This is a genomic window from Couchioplanes caeruleus, from assembly GCF_023499255.1.
GTDB lineage: Bacteria > Actinomycetota > Actinomycetes > Mycobacteriales > Micromonosporaceae > Actinoplanes > Actinoplanes caeruleus_A.
This window is the reverse complement of the sequence record NZ_CP092183.1, coordinates 6,445,506-6,465,554: the sequence shown is the minus strand read 5'-3', so window position 1 is coordinate 6,465,554 and position 20,049 is coordinate 6,445,506. Positions and strand designations below refer to the sequence as shown.

General features: G+C 73.3%; 11 protein-coding genes. 8 read left to right on the top strand and 3 right to left on the bottom strand.

Annotation, left to right across the window (positions count from 1 at the left end):
* Positions 1–5: 5 nt before the first annotated feature.
* From COUCH_RS29790 to COUCH_RS29760, 7 genes are all read left to right on the top strand, one after another.
* Positions 6–3,356 carry an error-prone DNA polymerase gene (locus tag COUCH_RS29790; RefSeq protein ID WP_249608527.1) on the top strand — a complete coding sequence of 1,117 codons (3,351 nt, stop codon included), beginning with the start codon at positions 6–8 and terminating at the stop codon, positions 3,354–3,356.
* Positions 3,357–3,445: 89 nt separating this feature from the next.
* On the top strand, positions 3,446–3,814 hold the full coding sequence (locus tag COUCH_RS29785) for an SSI family serine proteinase inhibitor (RefSeq protein WP_249608526.1): 369 nt from the start codon (positions 3,446–3,448) through the stop codon (positions 3,812–3,814).
* Positions 3,815–3,969: 155 nt separating this feature from the next.
* Complete coding sequence (locus tag COUCH_RS29780) at positions 3,970–7,266, top strand: S8 family serine peptidase (RefSeq protein WP_249608525.1); 3,297 nt, start codon at positions 3,970–3,972, stop codon at positions 7,264–7,266.
* 69 nt (positions 7,267–7,335) lie between these two features.
* Positions 7,336–8,082, top strand: a complete 747-nt coding sequence (locus tag COUCH_RS29775) for a methyltransferase domain-containing protein (RefSeq protein WP_249608524.1) — start codon at positions 7,336–7,338, stop codon at positions 8,080–8,082.
* Positions 8,079–9,233, top strand: coding sequence for an alkaline phosphatase family protein (locus tag COUCH_RS29770; protein WP_249608523.1), 1,155 nt, complete (start codon positions 8,079–8,081; stop codon positions 9,231–9,233). Before COUCH_RS29775 ends, COUCH_RS29770 begins: the two co-directional genes overlap by 4 nt.
* 10 nt (positions 9,234–9,243) lie before the next feature.
* Positions 9,244–10,539 (top strand): DNA polymerase IV, encoded by a 1,296-nt coding sequence (locus COUCH_RS29765; RefSeq protein WP_249608522.1) that lies wholly within the window; start codon positions 9,244–9,246, stop codon positions 10,537–10,539.
* Between the two features lie 91 nt (positions 10,540–10,630).
* The gene (locus tag COUCH_RS29760) at positions 10,631–11,017 is read left to right on the top strand and encodes a DUF3040 domain-containing protein (protein WP_249608521.1); all 387 of its coding nucleotides are present in this window, start codon (positions 10,631–10,633) and stop codon (positions 11,015–11,017) included.
* An 870-nt stretch (positions 11,018–11,887) separates the two neighbouring features.
* On the opposite strand, the gene COUCH_RS29755 is transcribed toward COUCH_RS29760, so the two are convergent.
* From COUCH_RS29755 to COUCH_RS29745, 3 genes are all read right to left on the bottom strand, one after another.
* Entirely contained in the window at positions 11,888–14,353 is a 2,466-nt protein-coding gene (locus COUCH_RS29755) for a transglutaminase TgpA family protein (RefSeq protein ID WP_249608520.1), read from the bottom strand.
* A gap of 70 nt (positions 14,354–14,423) precedes the next feature.
* Entirely contained in the window at positions 14,424–15,716 is a 1,293-nt protein-coding gene (locus tag COUCH_RS29750) for a DUF58 domain-containing protein (RefSeq protein WP_249608519.1), read from the bottom strand.
* 1 nt (position 15,717) lies between these two features.
* A complete protein-coding gene (locus COUCH_RS29745) occupies positions 15,718–16,767 on the bottom strand; it encodes an AAA family ATPase (protein ID WP_249608518.1) in 1,050 nt (349 codons plus the stop codon).
* Positions 16,768–17,166: 399 nt separating this feature from the next.
* On the opposite strand from COUCH_RS29745, the gene leuS reads away from it, so the two are divergent.
* A complete protein-coding gene (gene leuS, locus COUCH_RS29740; RefSeq protein ID WP_430641007.1) occupies positions 17,167–19,998 on the top strand; it encodes a leucine--tRNA ligase in 2,832 nt (943 codons plus the stop codon).
* Positions 19,999–20,049: the final 51 nt, after the last annotated feature.

Genomic DNA, 20,049 nt, shown 5'->3' with positions numbered 1-20,049 from the left:
AAGCGGTGGGTTTCCACAATCCGCGGATGCCGTGGGGCGAGCTGGAGAGCACCCTGTCCGGGCGCCGCAGCGACCGGCATCTGCACGTCGTCGACCCCCTCGCGGTCGACGGCGACGGCGGGGACTCGCCCGCGTGGAGCCGCAAGCGGCAGCCGTACGAGGCCCCCGCGCTGATCCGCTCGGTCAGCGAGGACCGGTACGCCGAACTGCACTGTCACACGAACTTCAGCTTCCTCGACGGCGCGAGCCACCCCGAGGAGCTGGCCGAGGAGGCGGCGCGGCTGGGGCTGACCGGGCTCGCCGTCACCGACCACGACGGGTTCTACGGGGTGGTGCGGTTCTCCCAGGCCGCCCGCGAGCTGGGGCTCCCCACGATCTTCGGCGCCGAGCTGTCGCTGGACCTGAGCGCGCCGCAGAACGGCGAGGCGGATCCGGAGGGCCGGCACCTGCTCGCGCTCGCGCACGGCCCCGAGGGGTACGCGCGCCTGGCCCGGACGATCTCGCGCGGTCAGCTCGCCGGCAAGGAGAAGGGCAAGCCGGCGTACGGGGACCTGGAGCAGATCGCCGAGGTGCTGCGCGACCACGTGCTGGTGCTCACCGGATGCCGCAAGGGCAGTGTCCCGCGCGCGCTGGCCGCCGAGGGGCCGGTGGGGGCGGCGCGGGAGCTGGACCGGCTGGTGCGGCTGTTCGGGCGCGGCAACGTCGCCGTGGAGCTGACCGATCACGGGGACCCGTACGACGACGACCGCAACGAGGTGCTGTACGAGCTGGCGCGCAGCCGGAAGCTGGAGGTGGTCGCGACCAACAACGTGCACTACGCGACCCCGGGGCGGCGGCGGCTCGCGACGGCGCTGGCGGCCGTACGGGCCCGGCGCAGCCTCGACGAGCTGGACGGCTGGCTGCCCGCGGCCGGCACCGCGCACCTGCGCAGCGGCACGGAGATGCGCAAGCGGTTCGCCGCGTACCCGGGCGCGGTGGAGAACGCGGCGATGTTCGGCGAGGACCTGGCGTTCGACCTGAACCTGGTGGCGCCGCGGCTGCCGGACTTCCCGATCCCGGAGCCGGGGCACACCGAGATGAGCTGGCTGCGGGAGCTGACCATGCGCGGCGCCCGGGAACGGTACGGGCCGCCGCAGGCGCATCCGAAGGCGTACGCGCAGATCGAGCACGAGCTGCGGATGATCGAGGAGCTGAACTTCCCCGGCTATTTCCTGGTGGTCTACGACATCGTGCGGTTCTGCCGCGAGAACAACATCTACTGCCAGGGCCGCGGGTCGGCGGCAAACTCGGCGGTCTGTTACGCGCTGCGCATCACCAACGTGGACGCGGTCGAGTACGACCTGCTGTTCGAGCGGTTCCTCGCGCCGGAGCGGGACGGCCCGCCCGACATCGACGTGGACATCGAGTCGGACCGGCGCGAGGAGGTGATCCAGCACGTGTACGCCAAGCACGGCCGGGAGCACACCGCGCAGGTCGCCAACGTGATCTCGTACCGGCCGCGGTCCGCCGTACGCGACATGGCCAAGGCCTTCGGGTTCTCGCCCGGGCAGCAGGACGCGTGGAGCAAGCAGATCGACCGCTGGGGCAGCGTGGCCGCGATCGACGTGGAGGACATCCCCGAGCAGGTCGTCGCGTTCGCCAACGAGGTGCAGAGCTTCCCGCGGCACCTGGGGATCCACTCCGGCGGCATGGTCATCTGCGACCGGCCGATCATCGAGGTGTGCCCGGTGGAGTGGGGGCGGATGCCGGGGCGCACGGTGCTGCAGTGGGACAAGGACGACTGCGCGGCGATCGAGCTGATCAAGTTCGACCTGCTCGGCCTCGGGATGCTGTCGGCGCTGCACTACGCGTACGACATGATCGAGTCCGACCTGGACATCAGCACCATGCGTCTCGACGATCCCGAGGTCTACGAGATGTTGTGCCGGGCCGATTCCGTCGGGGTGTTCCAGGTGGAGAGCCGCGCGCAGATGGCCACCCTGCCTCGCCTGAAGCCGGGAGAGTTCTACGACCTCGTGGTGGAGGTCGCCCTGATCCGCCCCGGACCGATCCAGGGTGGCTCGGTCCACCCCTTCATCAGAAGGAAGAACGGCCGCGAGCCGGTTACCTACCCGCACCCTCTGATGCGCAACGCCCTCGAGAAGACACTCGGCGTCCCGCTGTTCCAGGAGCAGCTCATGCAGCTCGCGATCGACGTGGCGGGATTCGACCCGTCCGAGGCGGATCAGCTGCGCCGGGCCATGGGCTCGAAGCGGTCGATGGAGAAGATGGAACGGATCAAGCGGCGGCTCTACGAGGGCATGGCCGAGCGGGGGATCACCGGTGACCTCGCCGACGACCTGTTCCTGAAGCTCTCCTCGTTCGCCAACTACGGCTTCCCCGAGAGCCACGCGATGAGCTTCGCCTATCTGGTGTACGCGAGCGCCTGGCTGAAGCGCTACCACCCGGCGGCGTTCTGCGCGGCCCTGCTCAACGCGCAGCCGATGGGCTTCTACTCGCCGCAGTCGCTGGTGGACGACGCGCGCCGGCACGGTGTGGAGGTACGCCGTCCCGACATCAACCTCAGCGCGGCCGCCGCGACGCTGGAGTCGACGGCCGCCACCACGTGGGGCTCGGCGCCGGGGGAGCCGCCGCACGCGTGGGGGCTCGGCGGCCCGGCCGTACGGATGGGCCTGAAGAGCGTGCGGACCCTCGGCGACGAGCTGGCGAAGACGATCGAGGACGAGCGCGCCGCGCACGGCCCGTACCGGGACATGGCCGATCTGGCCCGCCGGACCGGATGCTCGACCGCCCACCTGGAGGCCCTCGCGACCGCCGACGCCTTCGCCGGGTTCGGCCTGTCGCGCCGCGAGGCGCTGTGGGCGGCGGGCGCCGCGGCGCAGGACCGGCCCGGCCGGCTGCCCGGCACGGTCACCGGCACCGAGGCGCCCACCCTGCCCGGCATGGGCGACGTGGACAAGCTGGTCGCCGACGTCTGGGCGACGGGCCTGTCCCCGGACGCGCACCCCGCGCAGTTCGTCCGGGAGCAGCTGGCCGGCCGGGGCGCGCTGCCGATCTCCGGGCTGGGCCGGGTGGAGGCGGGCACCCGGATCCGGGTGGGCGGCATCGTCACCCACCGGCAGCGGCCGGCGACCGCGGGCGGGGTCACGTTCATCAACCTGGAGGACGAGACCGGGATGCTCAACGTGACCTGCTCGCCGGGGCTGTGGCAGCGGTACCGGCGGGTGGCCCGGACCAGCGCGGCGCTGCTGGTGCGGGGGCGGCTGGAGAAGACCGAGGGGGTGCTGAACCTGGTCGCCGACCGGCTCGAGGCGGTCACCCCGCCGGTCACCCCGGCCTCCCGCGACTTCCGCTGAACGGACGCTATATTTCCGTTCCGCGCGTCTTGCACCTTTTGGGGCGTACACCGGATGCGCACGGAAACGTACGACGGGGGAGTGGCGTCATGATCCGTACCATCGGGCTGTCCGCGGTGATGGTGCTCGGGCTGGCGAGCCCGGCCGTGGCGGCGGTCAAGCAGAGTGAGTTGGTCCTCAGTTACGAGGCCGAGGCGGGGTACGCGGCGGCGGTCGTGCTGCGGTGCGACCCGGCCGGCGGCGCGCACCCGAAGAAGGGCAAAGCCTGCCAGGCGCTGGCGAAGGTGCACGGCCGGCCCGAGAAGCTCCGGCCCGCCAAGGTCATGTGCACGATGGAGTACGCGCCGGTCACCGCACGGATCGAGGGCACCTGGCACGGCCGGCCGGTCGACTGGACGCACACCTTCGGCAACGCCTGCGACATGGCCCGCACGATGGGCGTGGTCATGGCGTTCTGAGCGCGGCCTCGGCCATCGCGCCGGCCGGCCCGCAGGAGCCGCGCCGGCATCACCCCCGGATATCTGTCGGATGTCCGTCAGAACCGGGGCAAAAGTTCCGAAGAGTGGCGAGCGTCTATGTCCTGCCGGGACTGACCCGGTTCGGGGGAGGACGCATGCGACCACGAAGGCTGCCCGCACTGCTGCTGGGCCTGATCACCGCCACCGCCGGTGCGGTCGTGGCCGCGGGACCGGCGGCGCAGGCCGGGCCAGCGACCGTCCGCACCGGACCGGCACCCGCCGCCCCGGCCGGCACCACGTCGATCACCCTGATCACCGGCGACCGGGTCACGCTGACCCGCGACGGATCGGCCGCCGTCCGGCCCGGCCCCGGCCGCGCCGGGATGCGGTTCCTCACCGAGCGCACCGCGCGGGGCCGGCGCATCGTCCCCGTCGACGCCGTGCCGCTGCTGCGCGCCGGACGGGTGGACGAGCGACTGTTCGACGTCACCGCGCTCGCCGCGGCCGGATACACCGACGAGCGCGCCCCGGAGGTGCCGCTGCTGGTCGCGTACCCGGGGAACCAGGCCCGGCAGGCCCGGACCGCGACCTCCGTGCCGGGCACGCGCGTGACGCGCGACCTGAAGGTCGTCGGCACGCTCGCGGTCCGTGCGGACCGGCAGGGCCGGGCCGGGCTCTGGCAGGCGCTGACCCGGGGTACGGGCACCGCACGCTCGCTGGCCCCGGGCATCGACCGGCTCTGGCTCGACGGCAAGCGCAAGGTCACCCTGGACCACAGCGTGCCGCAGATCGGCGCCCCCGCCGCCTGGCAGAAGGGCCTCGACGGCACCGGGGTCAAGGTGGCCGTCCTCGACACCGGCGTCGACGCCACCCACCCGGACCTCGCCGGTCAGATCGCCGAGGCGAAGAACTTCACCGAGGCCGCCGACACCGACGACATGGTGGGGCACGGCACGCACGTCGCCTCGACCATCGCCGGCACGGGCGCGGCCTCCGGCGGGCGGTACCGCGGCGTCGCACCCGGCGCGAAGCTCGTCATCGGCAAGGTGTGCGACACGGAGTTCTGCGACGACTCCGCCATCCTCGCCGGCATGGCGTGGGCCGCCACCCGCGCGCCGATCGTCAACATGAGCCTCAGCGGCCCGGACCTCGAGGGCACCGACCCGCTCGAGGCCGCGGTCGGGGACCTCACCGCCCGGTACGGCACGCTGTTCGTCGTCGCGGCCGGCAACGACGGAGAGTTCGCCCCGGTCGGCTCCCCGGCCACCGCCGACGCGGCCCTGGCCGTCGGCGCCGTGGACCGCGAGGACCAGCTGGCCGACTTCTCCAGCCGCGGCCCGCGGACCGGCGACAACGCGATCAAGCCCGACATCACCGCGCCCGGCGTCGAGATCGTCGCGGCCCGGGCGGCGCACGACGTGATCGGCGGCCCCGCCCCGGTCGACGGCTACTCCAGCCTGTCCGGCACCTCGATGGCCACCCCGCACGTCGCGGGCGCCGCGGCGATCCTGGCCCAGCAGCACCCCGGCTGGACGCCGCAGCAGCGCAAGACCGTCCTGATGGGAGCGGCCAAGCCCACCGAGGGCGTCGACGTCTTCGGGCAGGGCGCCGGCCGGGTCGACGTGGCCCGGGCGATCACCCAGTCCGTCGCCGTCGCCGAGGGCTCGGTGAGCTTCACCGGCGGGCGCTGGCCGCACGGCGACGACCAGCCCGAGGCCCGCACCGTCACGTACCGCAATGACGGTGACGCGCCGGTCACGCTCACCCTGGCCCTCTCGGCCTCCGCCGACGTCTTCACGCCGGCCCGCAACAGCCTCACCGTGCCCGCCCACGGCACCGCCACCACGACCCTGACCGCCGACACCGGCGCCGACGTGCCCGACGGCTACTACACCGGCTACCTCACGGCCACCGGTGCGGGCGGGCTCAAGGTCGAGACCCCGGTCGCGGTGTTCCGCGAGCCGGAGAGCTACGACGTCCGCTTCGAGGGCATCGACCGCGACGGCACGCCGTCCGAGTCGCTCTACGCCGTCGCGTTCGACCTCAAGACCGGCGACGACTACCCGATCACCGGCCCGGCCACGACGAAGCGCCTGCCCAAGGGCGAGTACGGGCTGTACGCGTTCCTCGGCGAGGAGGAATCGGTGCTGCTCGTCCAGCCGCGCCTCGTCATCGACGGCGACCGGACCGTCCGCCTCGACGCCCGCGCCGGCAAGCCCATCCACATCACCGTGCCCCGGCGCGGGTCCCGGCCCACGCTCGTCGCGCCCAGCGCCGACTGGAACACCGGGGACCTCGGGTACAGCGCCGGGCTGTTCGGGGTCGACATGGCCGGCCTCTACACCGCGCAGATCGGCGGGCAGGCGCCGTACGAGCACTTCACCGGCTCGGTCGTCGCGTCGTTCGCCGACCCCGGCGCCGGCGGGACGTTCCGCAACAGCCGGCACGTGTACGACCTCGGCTGGTACTCCGACGGCGTGATGTACACCGGCTTCCGCAGGGCCGTCCGCGACCGTGACCTCGCCACCATCAGGGCCACGTACGCCACCGAGGCCACGGGGGCGGACGGCGCCAAGGCGAACTCGGCCCGGCACGGCGACACGTCGTACTGGTCCGTGTTCATCCCGTTCGACCTGCCGTTCCAGCGCACCGAACAGGTCAACACCGACGGCGGCGCCCAGTGGTCCGGCGAGTTCATCCAGCAGGCGCCGCCGGCCGGGGAGGACGACTGGCCGGTCGACCTCAGCGGCGCGACCACGCCGCCGGCGCCCCTGCGCGCCGGGCGCACGTACCACCAGCAGTGGAACCGGGCCGTGTTCGCGCCCACGGTCGCCGCCGCCCAGGACCCGTGGGACTACGTCACCCGCGCCGGCGACGTGATCACGGTGGTGCTGCCGGCGTACGGCGAGGGCAGCGGGCATCCCGGGGGCAGCACGCTGGAATCGGCGCGGCTGGCGCTCTACCGCGACGGCAAGCTGATCGAGGAGGTCGCGGATCCGGCCGCCCAGTTCGACGTGCCGGCTGCCACGGGTGACTACCGGCTGGAGCTGTCCGCCACCCGCGGCGCGCCGCACACGCTGTCCACCGAGGTGAGCGGCGTGTGGACCTTCCGCTCCGGGCACGTCGCCGGGGAGACCCCCCAGCGGCTCGCCGTCTCCACGCTCCGCTTCCACCCGGCGCTGGACGAGCACAACGCCGCCCCGGCGCGGCGGCCGCAGCTCGTGCCGATCACCGTCGACCAGCAGGTCAGGTCCGCGGTCCGGCGGGTCACGGTGCAGATGTCCGCCGACGACGGGCGCACCTGGAAGCCCGTGCCGGTGGTCGGCGCCGGGGCGCACCGCGCGGCGCTGGTCCGCAACCCGGCCGGCGGGTACGTCTCGCTGCGCGCCACGGCCACCACGGACCGTGGCACGGTCACCCAGACGGTGATCCGGGCGTACGCGATCCGCTGACGCACCGACGGGGGTGGCAGGCCACGGCTCGCCGCCCCCGCGCCTGCGGCGGGCCGATACGCTGCGCAGGTGGACACCGCATCGACGCGTACCCCCCGCCCGCCCGTCACCGTGCGTACGGCCGCCGTCTGGGCCGTGCTGCGCCGCGAACTCGAGCGGCACGCCGGTCGGGAGCTGACCGTCCTCGACGTGGGCGGCGGCACCGGCGGGTTCGCCGTACCGCTGGCCGAGGCCGGGCATGCGGTCACCGTGGTCGACGCCAGCCCGGACGCGCTCGCCGCGCTCACCCGGCGTGCCGCCGAGGCCGGCGTCGCCGACCGGGTCCGCGCCGTGCAGGGCGACGGCGACGCGCTGTCCGGCCTGGTCGCGCCCGGCAGCGTCGATCTGATCCTCTGCCACGCGGTGCTCGAGGTCGTCGACGACCCGGCCCGCGTCGCCGACGCGATCGCCGCCGCGCTGCGGCCCGGGGGAGCGGTCAGCCTGCTGGTCGCCGGCCGCGCCGCCGCGGTTCTCGGGCGCGCCTTCAACGGCCACCTCGGCGCGGCGTCCGCGCTGCTCACCGACCCCGAGGGCCGCGCCGGGCAGCGCGACACGCTGCGCCGTCGCTACGACGCGGAGACCGCCGTCGCCCTGCTCACCACGGCGGGGCTCACGGTCGAGGAGACCCATGGCGTACGCGTGCTCGCCGACCTGCTGCCCGCCGCGGTGGTCGAGGACGACCCGCAGGCGATGATCGAGCTGGAGCTGGCGCTGTCCGCCCGGCTCCCGTTCCGCGACATCGCCTCCCAGCTGCACGTCTTCGCCCGGCGCCGGTGAGCCTGCCCGCGCTGCCGGACCCGTCCTCGGTGGTCCGGCCCGCCTACGGCCACGGCAGCCTGGCGGACCTGCTGCCCAGCGTCTCGGCCGTGCTCGGGGTGCCGGACGCCGCCGACGTGCTCGGGCTGGGCGAGCAGCTCGGCGGCGTCGACCGGATCGCGGTGCTGCTCGTGGACGGGCTGGGGGCGTACCAGCTCCCGGTCGCCGCGCCGTACGCACCGGTCCTCGGCGAGCTCACCGGCCGGACGCTCACGGCCGGCTTCCCGTCGACCACCCCGGTCAGCCTCACCACGCTCGGCACCGGCCGGCCGCCGGGCGCGCACGGGGTCCTCGGGTTCACCGTACGCAGGCCCGACGGCAGCGTGCTCAACCACATCAAATGGGGCAAGGACCCCGACCCTGCGCTGTGGCAGCCGCTGCCCACGCGCTTCGAGACCGCGGCCGGCGCGGGCGTCGCCACGACCCTCGTGACCCAGCCGCACTTCGAGGGCAGCGGCCTGACCGTCGCGGCGTACCGGGGTGCGGCCTTCACCGGCGCCACCGACCCGTACGCGCTCTCCACCGCCATGCTCGGCGCCCTGTCCCGCCCCGGCCTCGTGTACGGCTACTACGCCGACCTCGACCACCACGGCCACGGCTCGGGCATCGACTCGCAGCCGTGGCGCGTCGCCGCCGTGGAGGTGGGCGAGCTGGTCACCCGCCTCGCCGAGGGGCTGCCGCGCGGGGCCGCGCTGCTGGTCACCGCCGACCACGGGCAGCTGAACATCCCGCCGGAGAACCGGCTCGACCTGGCCGCCGACCCCTCGCTGAGCGCCGGGATCACCGGGGTCTCGGGGGAGCCCCGGGCCCGCTACCTGTCCGTCGAACCGGGCGCCCGGGACGACGTGGTGGCCGCGTACCGGGAGGTGCTCGGCTCCTCGGCGTGGGTGCTGACCCGCGAGGAAGCCGTGGAGCTCGGGCTCTACGGCGCGGTGGCGCCCGGGCACCTCGACCGGATCGGGGACGTGGTGATCGTGTGCCTCGGCCACACCGTGGTGCTCGCCGGGGGATGGGAGCCGCCGTCGGTGGGGTCGCTGGTCGCGTACCACGGGTCGGTGACCGCCGCCGAGATGATGATTCCGCTGCTCAGTTTTGTCGGACCCCCGCTCTAGGCTGCTCGCCGTGGGACGCAGCCAGGCGATCGGCCGGGGACGGGACCCGCGGTTCGGGCCGGAGGCCGACGACGCGGGATGCCCGATCCTGCACGTCGACATGGACGCGTTCTTCGCCGCCGTCGAGGTGCGCCGCCGCCCGGAGCTGCGGGGAAAGGCCGTCGTGGTCGGCGGGGTCGGCCCGCGCGGCGTCGTGTGCTCCGCCAGCTACGAAGCCCGCAGGTACGGCGTCCGCAGCGCGATGCCGTCCGCGCGGGCCCGGGCGCTCTGCCCGCACGCGGTGTTCCTGCCGCCGGACTTCACCGAGTATTCGGCCGTCTCCCGGGCCGTCATGCAGATCTTCCGCGACGTGACCCCGCTGGTGGAGCCGCTGTCCCTGGACGAGGCGTTCCTCGACGTGGCCGGGGCCCGGCGGCTGCTGGGCCGCCCCGCCGCCATCGCCGCGGCCATCCGCCGCCGGGTCGTCGAGGAGCAGCGGCTCACCTGCTCGGTCGGGGTCGCGCCGAGCAAGTTTTTGGCGAAGCTCGGCTCCACCCGGGCGAAACCCGACGGCATGATCGTCGTCCCGGCCGGCCTGACCCTCGACTTCCTGCACCCGCTGCCCGTCGACGCGCTCTGGGGCGTGGGGGAGAAGGCGGCCGAGCACCTGCGCCGCCTCGGCCTGACCACGGTCGGCGACATAGCCCGGGCGCCGGTCGGCATGCTGCGCGCGGCGCTCGGCGAGGCGTCCGCCGCCCACCTGCACGAGCTGTCCTGGGGGCGGGACCCGCGCCGGGTCACCCCCGAGCACGAGGAGAAGTCGATCGGCGCCGAGCTGACGTATGACACCGACGTCAGCGACCCGGCGGTGATCCGCCGCAGCCTGCTCGCCCTCTCCGACAAGGTCGGCGCCCGCCTCCGCGCCGCCGGCACGGTCGGCCGCACGACCTCGATCAAGGTCCGGCTCGCCGACTTCCGCACGGTCAGCCGCTCCCGCACGACACCGGCCGGCACCGATGTCGCCCGCGAGGTCTTCGAGACGTCCTGGGCACTGTTCAGGGCGCTGGGCCCGACCGAACCGATCCGGCTCATCGGCGTACGGGTCGAGGGCCTCACCCCCGCGGCGACCGCAACCCGGCAGCTCACCCTGGGCGAACCGGAACGCGGCTGGCGCGAGGCGGAGACCGCCGCCGATGCCGTGGCGGCCCGTTTCGGCCGGACCATCGTCGGACCGGCCAGTCTTTTGGGACGAACTGATCTGCGCCGGACCGAAAATCACCCCCACTCGACGGTCGTCCCGCTTTCCGACCCGCCAACCCCCTCGTAGACTTGCGGTAAGGCAGCCGGTCGGCTGTCTCGCACCATCGGCCGCCCGCACCACCGCCGGGTGGCCGGACATGCGCCCGGGGAGGAATGCCGTGCCGCTCTCGGAGCACGAGCAGCGGCTGTTCGATCAGATCGAGCGGTCGCTTGCCGAGGACCCCAAGTTCGCCTCGGCTGTGCGGAACAGTGACCCACGTTTCCACGCCCGGCGCCGGCTGGTCGTCGCGGCAATCGTGATCGTCCTGGGTCTCGCACTGGTTGTGTACGGCACGGTGAGCCGCAATACGCCGCTCGGCGTGGCCGGCTTCGTGGTGATGCTGGCAGCGGCCGCATTCGCGATGCAGAGCCGCCGGAAGGGGCAGGCACCCGACCTGCACGCCGTCGGCGGCACCGCGACCCGCCGCACCCGGCAGACCCGCAAAGCGGGCCTCATCGACCGGCTCGAGGACCGCTGGCGCCAGCGCCCCGAAGGTCACCGCTAGCCCACAACGACCGGCGACAAGATGGCGGCCATCCGGCCGCCATCGCCGTATGTCCGGGCCACGTCAGTCATGACGAGCCGGCCCATGCCCAGCCGCGCCAGACCCCTGCCGAGCGGGCGCCCATGGACGCCGTTCCCCGCGGCACCGCACCGCACCGCACCGTGCCGTGTCGTGCTCGCGTGAGACGTTCGGCGTGAACGCGCGTGGCAGTGCCGGGCCGTTCGGTCCTTCGCCGTGCCGGCGCTCCTATCCGGATCGCGTGCCCGTTCTTGCCTCTCTGTCCGTATTGCGCGGGCAACTTGTCCTCCTGTGAGACGAGACCGTGGCCGGGTAGCTGCCGCATTGCCTGCCGGAACACCTCTCCCGACAGCCCGGCCCCATTGCCGCTCGGCACTGGCGCCGCTCTATCCCGGCGGTCCCGGCGCGGCCTGGCTCTGGCGGCGCTCAGTCCCGGCGGCCCTGGCGCGGCCTGGCTCTGGCGCCGCCCTATCCCGGCGGCTCCGGCGCGGCCTGGTTCTTGCGGCGCTCAGTCCCGGCGGCCCTGGCGCGGCTCGGCTCTGGCGCCGCTCGGCCTTGGCGGCGCTCAGTCCCGGCGGCCCTGGCGCGGCTCGGCTCTAGCGCCGCTCGGCCTTGGCGGCGCTCGGTCCCGGTGACCCTGGCGCGGCCTAAGCCCGGTGTCGCTCGCCCGGTGTCGCTCGGCCCCGGTGTCGCTCGGTTCGCATCGCCGGCCGGGCCATCCACCGCCCGAAGCTGCGCTTTCCTGACCTGCCGCCCGGCCGGCTCAAGCCGCGCCGTGAGCCCCCCGGGCAGAACCTCCGGATACGCCGATGCCGCCCGCAATCAGCGCGGGCGGCATCGTTCAGCTCGTCGTCAGCGGCTTCGGTTGGCCAGGAGCCGGCGGGGGCTGAAGCGAACCAGGACGTCGCGGCCGCGGCTGAGCGTGCCCATCCAGCGGGCCGAGGCGTCGCCCAGGCCCATTCGCCAGCGGAGGATCACCGACGGCGGGAGGAGCACCGCCGCGATCCGGGTACCTCGCGGCGCCGTGTGGGCCAGACCGTGGCGGACCTGGGTGAGGGCCGAGGTGAGGCCTTCACCGTGCAGCGGGGTGCGTGCGTACCGGGCGCGTTCCTCCGCCTGGCCGAGCAGGGTCGCCGCGTCGGCGGGGGCGCCGTCGAGTTCCGCCTCGCGGATCAGGCGGCGGGCCGTGTGCCTCGGGGTCTCGGTCGGGTCCACCGGTACGCGGTAGTCGACCATCGTGTCCACGAGCTCGTCCCAGGCGGCGTGGGCGTCCTCGCGGGCGCGGGCCGATTCCGTCGTGACCGTGACGTCGCGGGTGCCCGGCGGCGCCGGACCCGCGGCCGCGGTGACGCTGACCGGGGTGGTGGCCGCGTGCCGGCGCCGGCGGACGAGGATGCGGCGCAGCGCCGGTACCAGCAGCAGCGCGATGACCAGCGCGGCGCTTCCCGCGACGATCAGGCCCGTGGCCGAGGCGCCGGACGAGGGCGGCGCGCCCGCGTTGTCGAGGGCGCCGGCGCCGAGGTCCCGGTCGGCGCGGTCGTTCGAGTCGGGTCCGGCGGAGGCGTCGGTGCCCGGCGCCGACGACGAGCTCGACGTCGCCGTGGGGGTCTCGACGCGGTCGTTGTCCGGGGCCCATTCGGAGCGGCTGGAGCCGACGACCGCCGCCGCCGGGGTGGCGTCGAACGGGATCCAGCCGAAGCCGTCGAGGTAGACCTCGGTCCAGGCGTGGGCGTTGCGGTTGGTGAGCACGTACGTGTCGCCGTCGCGGGTGCTGCCGCGGGTGAAGCCGAACGCGACCCGGGCCGGGATGCCGGCCTCGCGGACCATCCAGGCCAGAGCCGCCGCGTACTGCTGGCAGTAGCCGGTCTTGTTCTGCAGGAAGGCGGAGATCGCCGAGGCGCCGCCCGTGGGGTCCGCCGCCTGCAGGCTGTACGAGAACCCGTTCTCCCGGGAGAAGTAGCGGTACAGCGCCATGACCTTGTCGTACTGCGTGTCCTCGCCCTTGATCCGCGCGGCCACCAGCGCCTCGACCTTGGGGTCGTCGGGGACGGAGGTGTACTGCGTACGGATCGGGTCGTCCTCGGCGAGCGGCTCGGAGCGGCGCAGCTCGCCGGGGGTGTACTTGGCGCGGATGTAGTCGAAGGAGTACTTCTGGCCCTTGGTGGTGGTCCGGTTCGAGAACACGACCTGCGAGTTCGGGTCGTACGACCAGGCGCCGTCGAGGCCGTCGACGTCGACGGGCATGGAGTACACCGGGGCGAGGGTCTGGCCGAAGTCGTCGGTGACCTCCACCTCGGCGTGGTACTGCTGGTAGCTCCCGCCGTCGGTACGGTCGTTGCGCCGAGGATCGTCGATGCCCCGCGACAACGGCCGGCCGGTCGGGGTGCGGTTGCTGAATCCGTCCGCGCTGAGCACGTCGGCGACGCCGAACCGCAGGTAGAACGGGTCCCGCTCGTTGGTGCGCACGCGGACGAAGTCGGTGGTCTTGCTCTGGTTGAGCTGCCCGGTGAGCGACGCGAAGAGGTTGATGCGCCCGTTGCCGCCGGTGCCCGTACCGTTGCCGCCCACGCCCGTGCCCACCTGGGTGAGCCGGTTGAGCAGGCCGGTGTCGAGGCCCGGCACGATCAGCGGGAGCAGCACGGCCGCCGCGACGCCGATCATGGCGAGCCGGCGTCCCGCCGCGGCCAGCGGGGACGGCTCCCAGACGTCCACGTCGCGGCCGTCGCCGGTGAAGCGCCGGCCGAAGCGGCGGACCCGGTCGACGTTGTCGGCGACGAGCAACCAGAGGAAGCCGACCGCGCCGATGATGAACGGCACCACCGGGACGCTGTCGACGTACACGGCGACCGGCACCGAGTAGATCGCCAGCATGGGGAGCCCGGCGAGGGCCGGCCGGCGGGCGATGACCGTGAGCACGTCGACCGCGATGGAGACCGAGCCGATGCCGAGGGCGGCGAGGAACAGCAGGCCGTCGCGGTCGGGCACGGGCACGCCGTACGACCGGGTGTCGTTGCCGGCCTCGGTGAAGAGCTCGCCGAAGTGATTGAAGGTCGACGGCGTGGGGATCAGCGCCAGCAGTTCCTCGCCGCTGGGGAACATCCAGGTGAGCGTGAGCAGCAGCACGAGGATCATGCCCGCGATCTGGGCCCACGTCGGGAACCGCAGCGTGCGGGCCAGCACCGCCGCGCCCGCGACCAGGCCGACCGCCAGGATGCACTGCAGCAGCCACGTCCAGGTGTCGAAGATGGCGGAGAGCGGCGCGGCGGCCAGCAGCGTCGCCGCCGCCGCCACCAGCCCGAGTCGTCGTCGCCCGGTCACAGCACCGCTCCCGTCTTCACATGCCCGCTCGTCGTCTCGTGCCCGCTCGTGCGCACCGGCCTGCCCGTTCTCACATGCCCGCCACTGTCTCGGCCATCGCCGCGCGGTAGGCGAAGCCCTGCGAACCGCGGCCCGCCGCCGGCCAGAGCGCGGCCAGCGAGTCGCCGTGTGCCACCGGCACCGAGCGCCAGCCGCTGCGGACCAGCGCCAGCGACGTCGCGGCGTGCTGCCGGTCGGCCTCCTGCCGGTCGGGCGCGGTCATGGTCACCCAGGTGGAGCTGTCGACGGCGAAGCCGATGCAGGTCGCACCGTTGCCGCGCAGCCCGCTCAGGACCTCGGCCTCGGCGCCGCTGAGCGCGCCGAACAGGCCGATCACCAGCCCGCCGTCGGAGCGGCGCCGGACGGCGTCGACCAGCACCGAGATGTCGCCGGTCTGGCTGAGCTTGACGTCGGCGAGGGTGTCGAGGATGGCGCCCTCGCCGCCGGCCTCGGTCGCGTCGAGGTCGATGCCCGTACCCGTGACCAGGCGCAGCTTGTAGCCGGCCTGGCGGAGGTGGACCGCGATGCTGGCGGTCGCCGACACCGCCCACTCGAAGCTGGACGTCGGGCCCTCACCGCGGTGGGCGTGCTGCCGGGTGTCCAGGACGACGGTGGCCCGCGACTCCCACGGCTGCTCCTCGCGGCGCACCATGAGCTCGCCGGTGCGGGCCGTCGAGCGCCAGTGCACCCGGCGCAGGTCGTCGCCGCGGCGGTACTCGCGGGTCGCCGCGTCGTCCTCGCCGTGGACGGCCACCGAGCGGGCGCGGCTGTCGCCGGTGCCCGCGTACTCGCCGGCGAGGCGTACGGACGGCAGCGGGACGACCTGCGGGATGACGGTGAGCCGGTCGACGCTGGGGAACGAGCGGGTCAGCTCGCACAGGCCGAACGGGTCGGTCAGCCGGATCACCAGCGGCCCGACCGGGTAGCGGCCCCGCACGTCGGCGCGCACCGTGTACGCCACCGAGCTGGCCGTGTGCGCCCCCAGCCGCTCCAGCACGACGCGCGGGCGGCTGCCCAGCGCGTACGGGAGTCGGTCCTCCAGCAGCAGCGTGCCGGTGGGCAGCCGCGACATGTTCTGCAGCCGCAGGATGACGCGCGCGCTGGAGCCCACCGGTGCCCGGCCGGGCTCCAGCGAGCGCGTGCAGGCCAGCTTGTAGCGGCTGCGGCCCACGTACGCGGCGGCCAGCAGCGGCAGCGCCGCCAGCAGGATCGCCACGCGCAGCAGGTCGCGCTCGCCGAGGATGACAGCGGAGATCGCCGCGGCGGCGGCCGCCGCGAGGAAGGAGCGGCCGCGGGTCGTCATGCCCCGCATGGCCTCCCGCATGTCAGAGCCCCCGCGACTCGTACTGTGCCCGGCCGTCGCCCGTGGCGCGGGTGTCGTACGGGGAGCGGCTCCGGTCGTGCGGCAGCGGCAGCCGGTGCACGATCTCGGCCACGATCGCGTCCGTGGTGCGCCGGTTGAGCTGCGCGTCGGCCGTCGGGATGATGCGGTGCGCGAGCACCGGGACGGCCAGCGCCTGCAGGTCGTCGGGGAGCACGTAGTCGCGGCCCTCGAGCGCGGCGACCGCCTTGGCCGTGCGGACGAGCTGCAGCGTCGACCGCGGGGAGGCGCCCAGCCGGATCTCCGGCGCCTCGCGGGTGGCGGTGACCAGCGCGATCGCGTACTGCTGGACGGCGTCGGCGGCGTGCACGTCGCGGACCGTGGCGATGAGCCGGCGCACCAGCGCGGCGTCGGCGACGGCGCGCAGGTTGTTCAGCGGGTCGGCGGCGCCGTGGCCGCTCAGCATCGCCAGCTCGGCGCGCGGGTCCGGATAGCCCATCGCGATGCGCGCGGTGAAGCGGTCGCGCTGCGCCTCGGGCAGCGGGTACGTGCCCTCCATCTCGATGGGGTTCTGCGTCGCGACGACCATGAACGGAGCCTGCAGCTCGTACGTGGTGCCGTCGACCGTGACCTGCCGCTCCTCCATGCACTCGAGCAGCGCGGACTGGGTCTTCGGCGAGGCCCGGTTGATCTCGTCGCCGACCACCAGGTTGGCGAAGACCGCGCCCGGCTTGAACTCGAAGTCGCGCGTCTCCTGGTTGTAGACGCTGACGCCGGTCACGTCGCTGGGCAGCAGGTCCGGGGTGAACTGGATCCGGCGGACCGAGCAGTCGATCGAGCGCGCGAGGGCCTTGGCGAGTTTGGTCTTGCCGACGCCGGGCACGTCCTCGATCAGCAGATGGCCTTCGGCCAGCATCACGGCGAGCGCGAGCCGCACGGTGGCGCTCTTGCCCTCGATGACGTGCTCGATGTTGGCGATGATCGCCTCACTGGCGGCGCGGAACTCGTCGGCCTGCAGCGGGCCGCCGGGCTCATCCCAGGTGGGGGTTGTCACGGGCCTCCTCCATGTCGTTCTGCCCCTTCCCTGCACTGACGCCGAAAGGGAACCGAAGGTTCGCGGGCGGCCGGGGTGTCCGTGGGCCTCCGGCGCCGCCGCCCGTTCCTGACAGGTTAGCCCGGTCACAGCAAGTCGCCGAGTAGGGCGTTAAGCCCTATCACGTCGCGTGGTCAACCAGACACGCATATCGGATGGGTTACGAATGGTGGACGGGTGATACCGGTCGCCGCGCCCGGAGCGGGGCGAGTATCATGCCGATATGGCCCGCGCCTTCCTGCTTCTTAGCTAGCCGCGCCGTCGTCCCGAGGACGACGACAAGCGCGGCGCCCCCTCCTGCCGAAGGGGGCTTTTTTGTGCCCTCTTATGCCCAAGGCCGGCCACGACGACGAGAACGAGATGGTGACGATGAGCGAGTCCGAGACCAACGCGGACATCCCGCCGTACCGGTACACGGCCGCGATGGCCGCGGAGATCGAGCCCCGCTGGCAGGCGTACTGGGCCGACAACGGCACCTTCAACGCGCCGAACCCGACCGGCGAGCTGGCGGACCCCACGCACCCGCGCGCGGGCGCGGGCGCGCCCAAGCTGCACGTGCAGGACATGTTCCCGTACCCGTCGGGTTCCGGACTGCACGTGGGGCACCCGCTGGGTTACATCGGCACCGACTCGTACACCCGGTACAAGCGCATGGCCGGCTACAACGTGCTGCACCCGATGGGCTTCGACGCCTTCGGCCTGCCCGCCGAGCAGTATGCGGTGCAGACCGGCACGCACCCGCGCTCCACCACCGAGGCCAACATCGAGCGCTACCGCGGGCAGCTGCGCCGGCTGGGGCTGGCGTACGACAACCGCCGCAGCTTCTCCACCACGGACCCGGACTACTACCGCTGGACCCAGTGGATCTTCCTGCAGGTCTTCAACTCGTGGTTCGACCCGGACCTGCGCAAGGCCCGCCCGATCGACGACCTGATCGCCGAGTTCGAGGCCGGCACCCGCGAGGTCCCCGGCGGCCGCGCCTGGTCGCAGCTGCCGGCCGTCGAGCGGCGCAAGGTCGTCGACGGCTTCCGGCTGGCGTACGTCAGCGAGGCGCCGGTCAACTGGTGCCCGGGGCTGGGCACCGTGCTGGCCAACGAGGAGGTCACCCCGGACGGGCGCAGCGAGCGCGGCAACTACCCGGTCTTCCAGCGCTCGCTGAAGCAGTGGATGATGCGGATCACCGCGTACGGCGACCGCCTGGTCGACGACCTGGACGCGCTGGACTGGCCGGAGCCGGTCAAGCTGATGCAGCGCAACTGGATCGGCCGTTCGCGGGGCGCGCACGTCGACTTCCCGCTGGACGGCGACGACGTCGTCTCGGTCTTCACCACGCGCCCCGACACCCTGTTCGGCGCGACGTACATGGTGCTGGCGCCCGAGCACACGCTGGTCGACTCGATCGTCCCGGCCGCCTGGCCCGAGGGGACGAACCCGGCATGGACCGGCGGCGCGGCGGGCCCGGCGGAGGCTGTCCGGGCATATCGGGCAGCTGCCGCGGCCAAGACCGAGGAGGAGCGGACCGACGCCAAGGTGAAGACCGGCGTCTTCACCGGTGCGTTCGCCACCAATCCGGTCAACGGGGCGAAGGTCCCCGTCTTCATCGCCGACTACGTGCTGGCCGGCTACGGCACCGGCGCGATCATGGCGGTGCCCGGCCACGACGAGCGGGACTGGGACTTCGCGCAGACGTTCGATCTGCCGATCGTGCGCACCATCGAGACCCCCGAGGGCTTCGACGGGGCGTACACCGGCGACGGCGCCGTGATCAACAGCGACTTCCTGAACGGCAAGGGGGTCACCGACGCCAAGGCGTCGATGATCGCCTGGCTGGAGGAGAAGGGCCACGGTCGCGGCGCGACCACGTTCCGGCTGCGCGACTGGCTGTTCAGCCGGCAGCGCTACTGGGGCGAACCCTTCCCGATCGTGTACGACGAGACGGGCCTGCCGGTCGCGCTGCCCGAGTCGATGCTGCCCGTGGAGCTGCCCGAGGTCGACGACTTCTCGCCGCGGACGTTCGACCCGGACGACGCCGACAGCGAGCCGGAGACGCCGCTGTCGCGCAAGAAGGACTGGGTCAACGTCGAGCTGGACCTGGGCGACGGGCTGAAGACGTACACCCGCGAGACCAACACCATGCCGCAGTGGGCCGGTTCGTGCTGGTACGAGCTGCGCTACCTGGACCCGCACAACGACAAGGTGCTGGTCGACCCGCAGAACGAGGCGTACTGGATGGGTCCGCAGCGTCCGGGCGACCCGGGCGGCGTCGACCTGTACGTCGGCGGCGTGGAGCACGCGGTGCTGCACCTGCTGTACGCGCGCTTCTGGCACAAGGTGCTGTACGACCTGGGCCACGTCTCGTCCTTCGAGCCGTTCCGCAAGCTGTTCAACCAGGGCTACATCCAGGCGTACGCGTACCAGGACGAGCGCGGCTTCTACGTGCCCGCCGAGGAGGTCGTCGAGCGCGACGGCGCGTACTACTACGGCGACAAGCAGGTCACCCGGTCGTACGGCAAGATGGGCAAGTCGCTGAAGAACGTCGTCACGCCGGACGAGATGAGCGAGCAATACGGCGCCGACACGTTCCGCGTGTACGAGATGGCGATGGGCCCGCTGGACGTGTCCCGCCCGTGGGAGACCCGGGCGGTGGTCGGCTCCCAGCGGTTCCTGCAGCGGGTCTGGCGGCTGATCGTGGACGAGGAGACCGGCGCGATCCGGGTCACCGACACGCCGCTGGACCCGAAGACCCGCCGGGCGCTGCACCAGACGATCGCCGGCGTCCGCGAGGACATGGACGAGCTGCGCTTCAACACGGCCATCGCCAAGCTGATCCAGCTGACCAACACGCTGACGCCGCTGCAGACGACGTCGCGCGAGGCGATCGAGCCGCTGGTGCTGATGATGTCGCCGTTCGCCCCGCACCTGGCCGAGGAGCTGTGGCGCAAGCTGGGCCACGACGGCACGTGCGCGTACGCGGACTTCCCGGTCGCCGACCCGGCCCAGCTGGTCGCCGAGTCCGTGACCTACCCGGTGCAGATCAACGGCAAGGTCCGCGGCCGCGTCGAGGTCGCGCCGGACACGGCCGAGGATGCCGTACGCGCGGCCGCGCTGGACGCCGTCGCCGACGCGCTGGCGGGCCGCGAGCCGCGCAAGGTGATCGTGGTACCGGGCCGGCTGGTCAGCGTCGTCGTCTGAGGTACCACCTGCTGGAACGGGGCCCGCCGCGAGTGATCGTGGCGGGCCCCG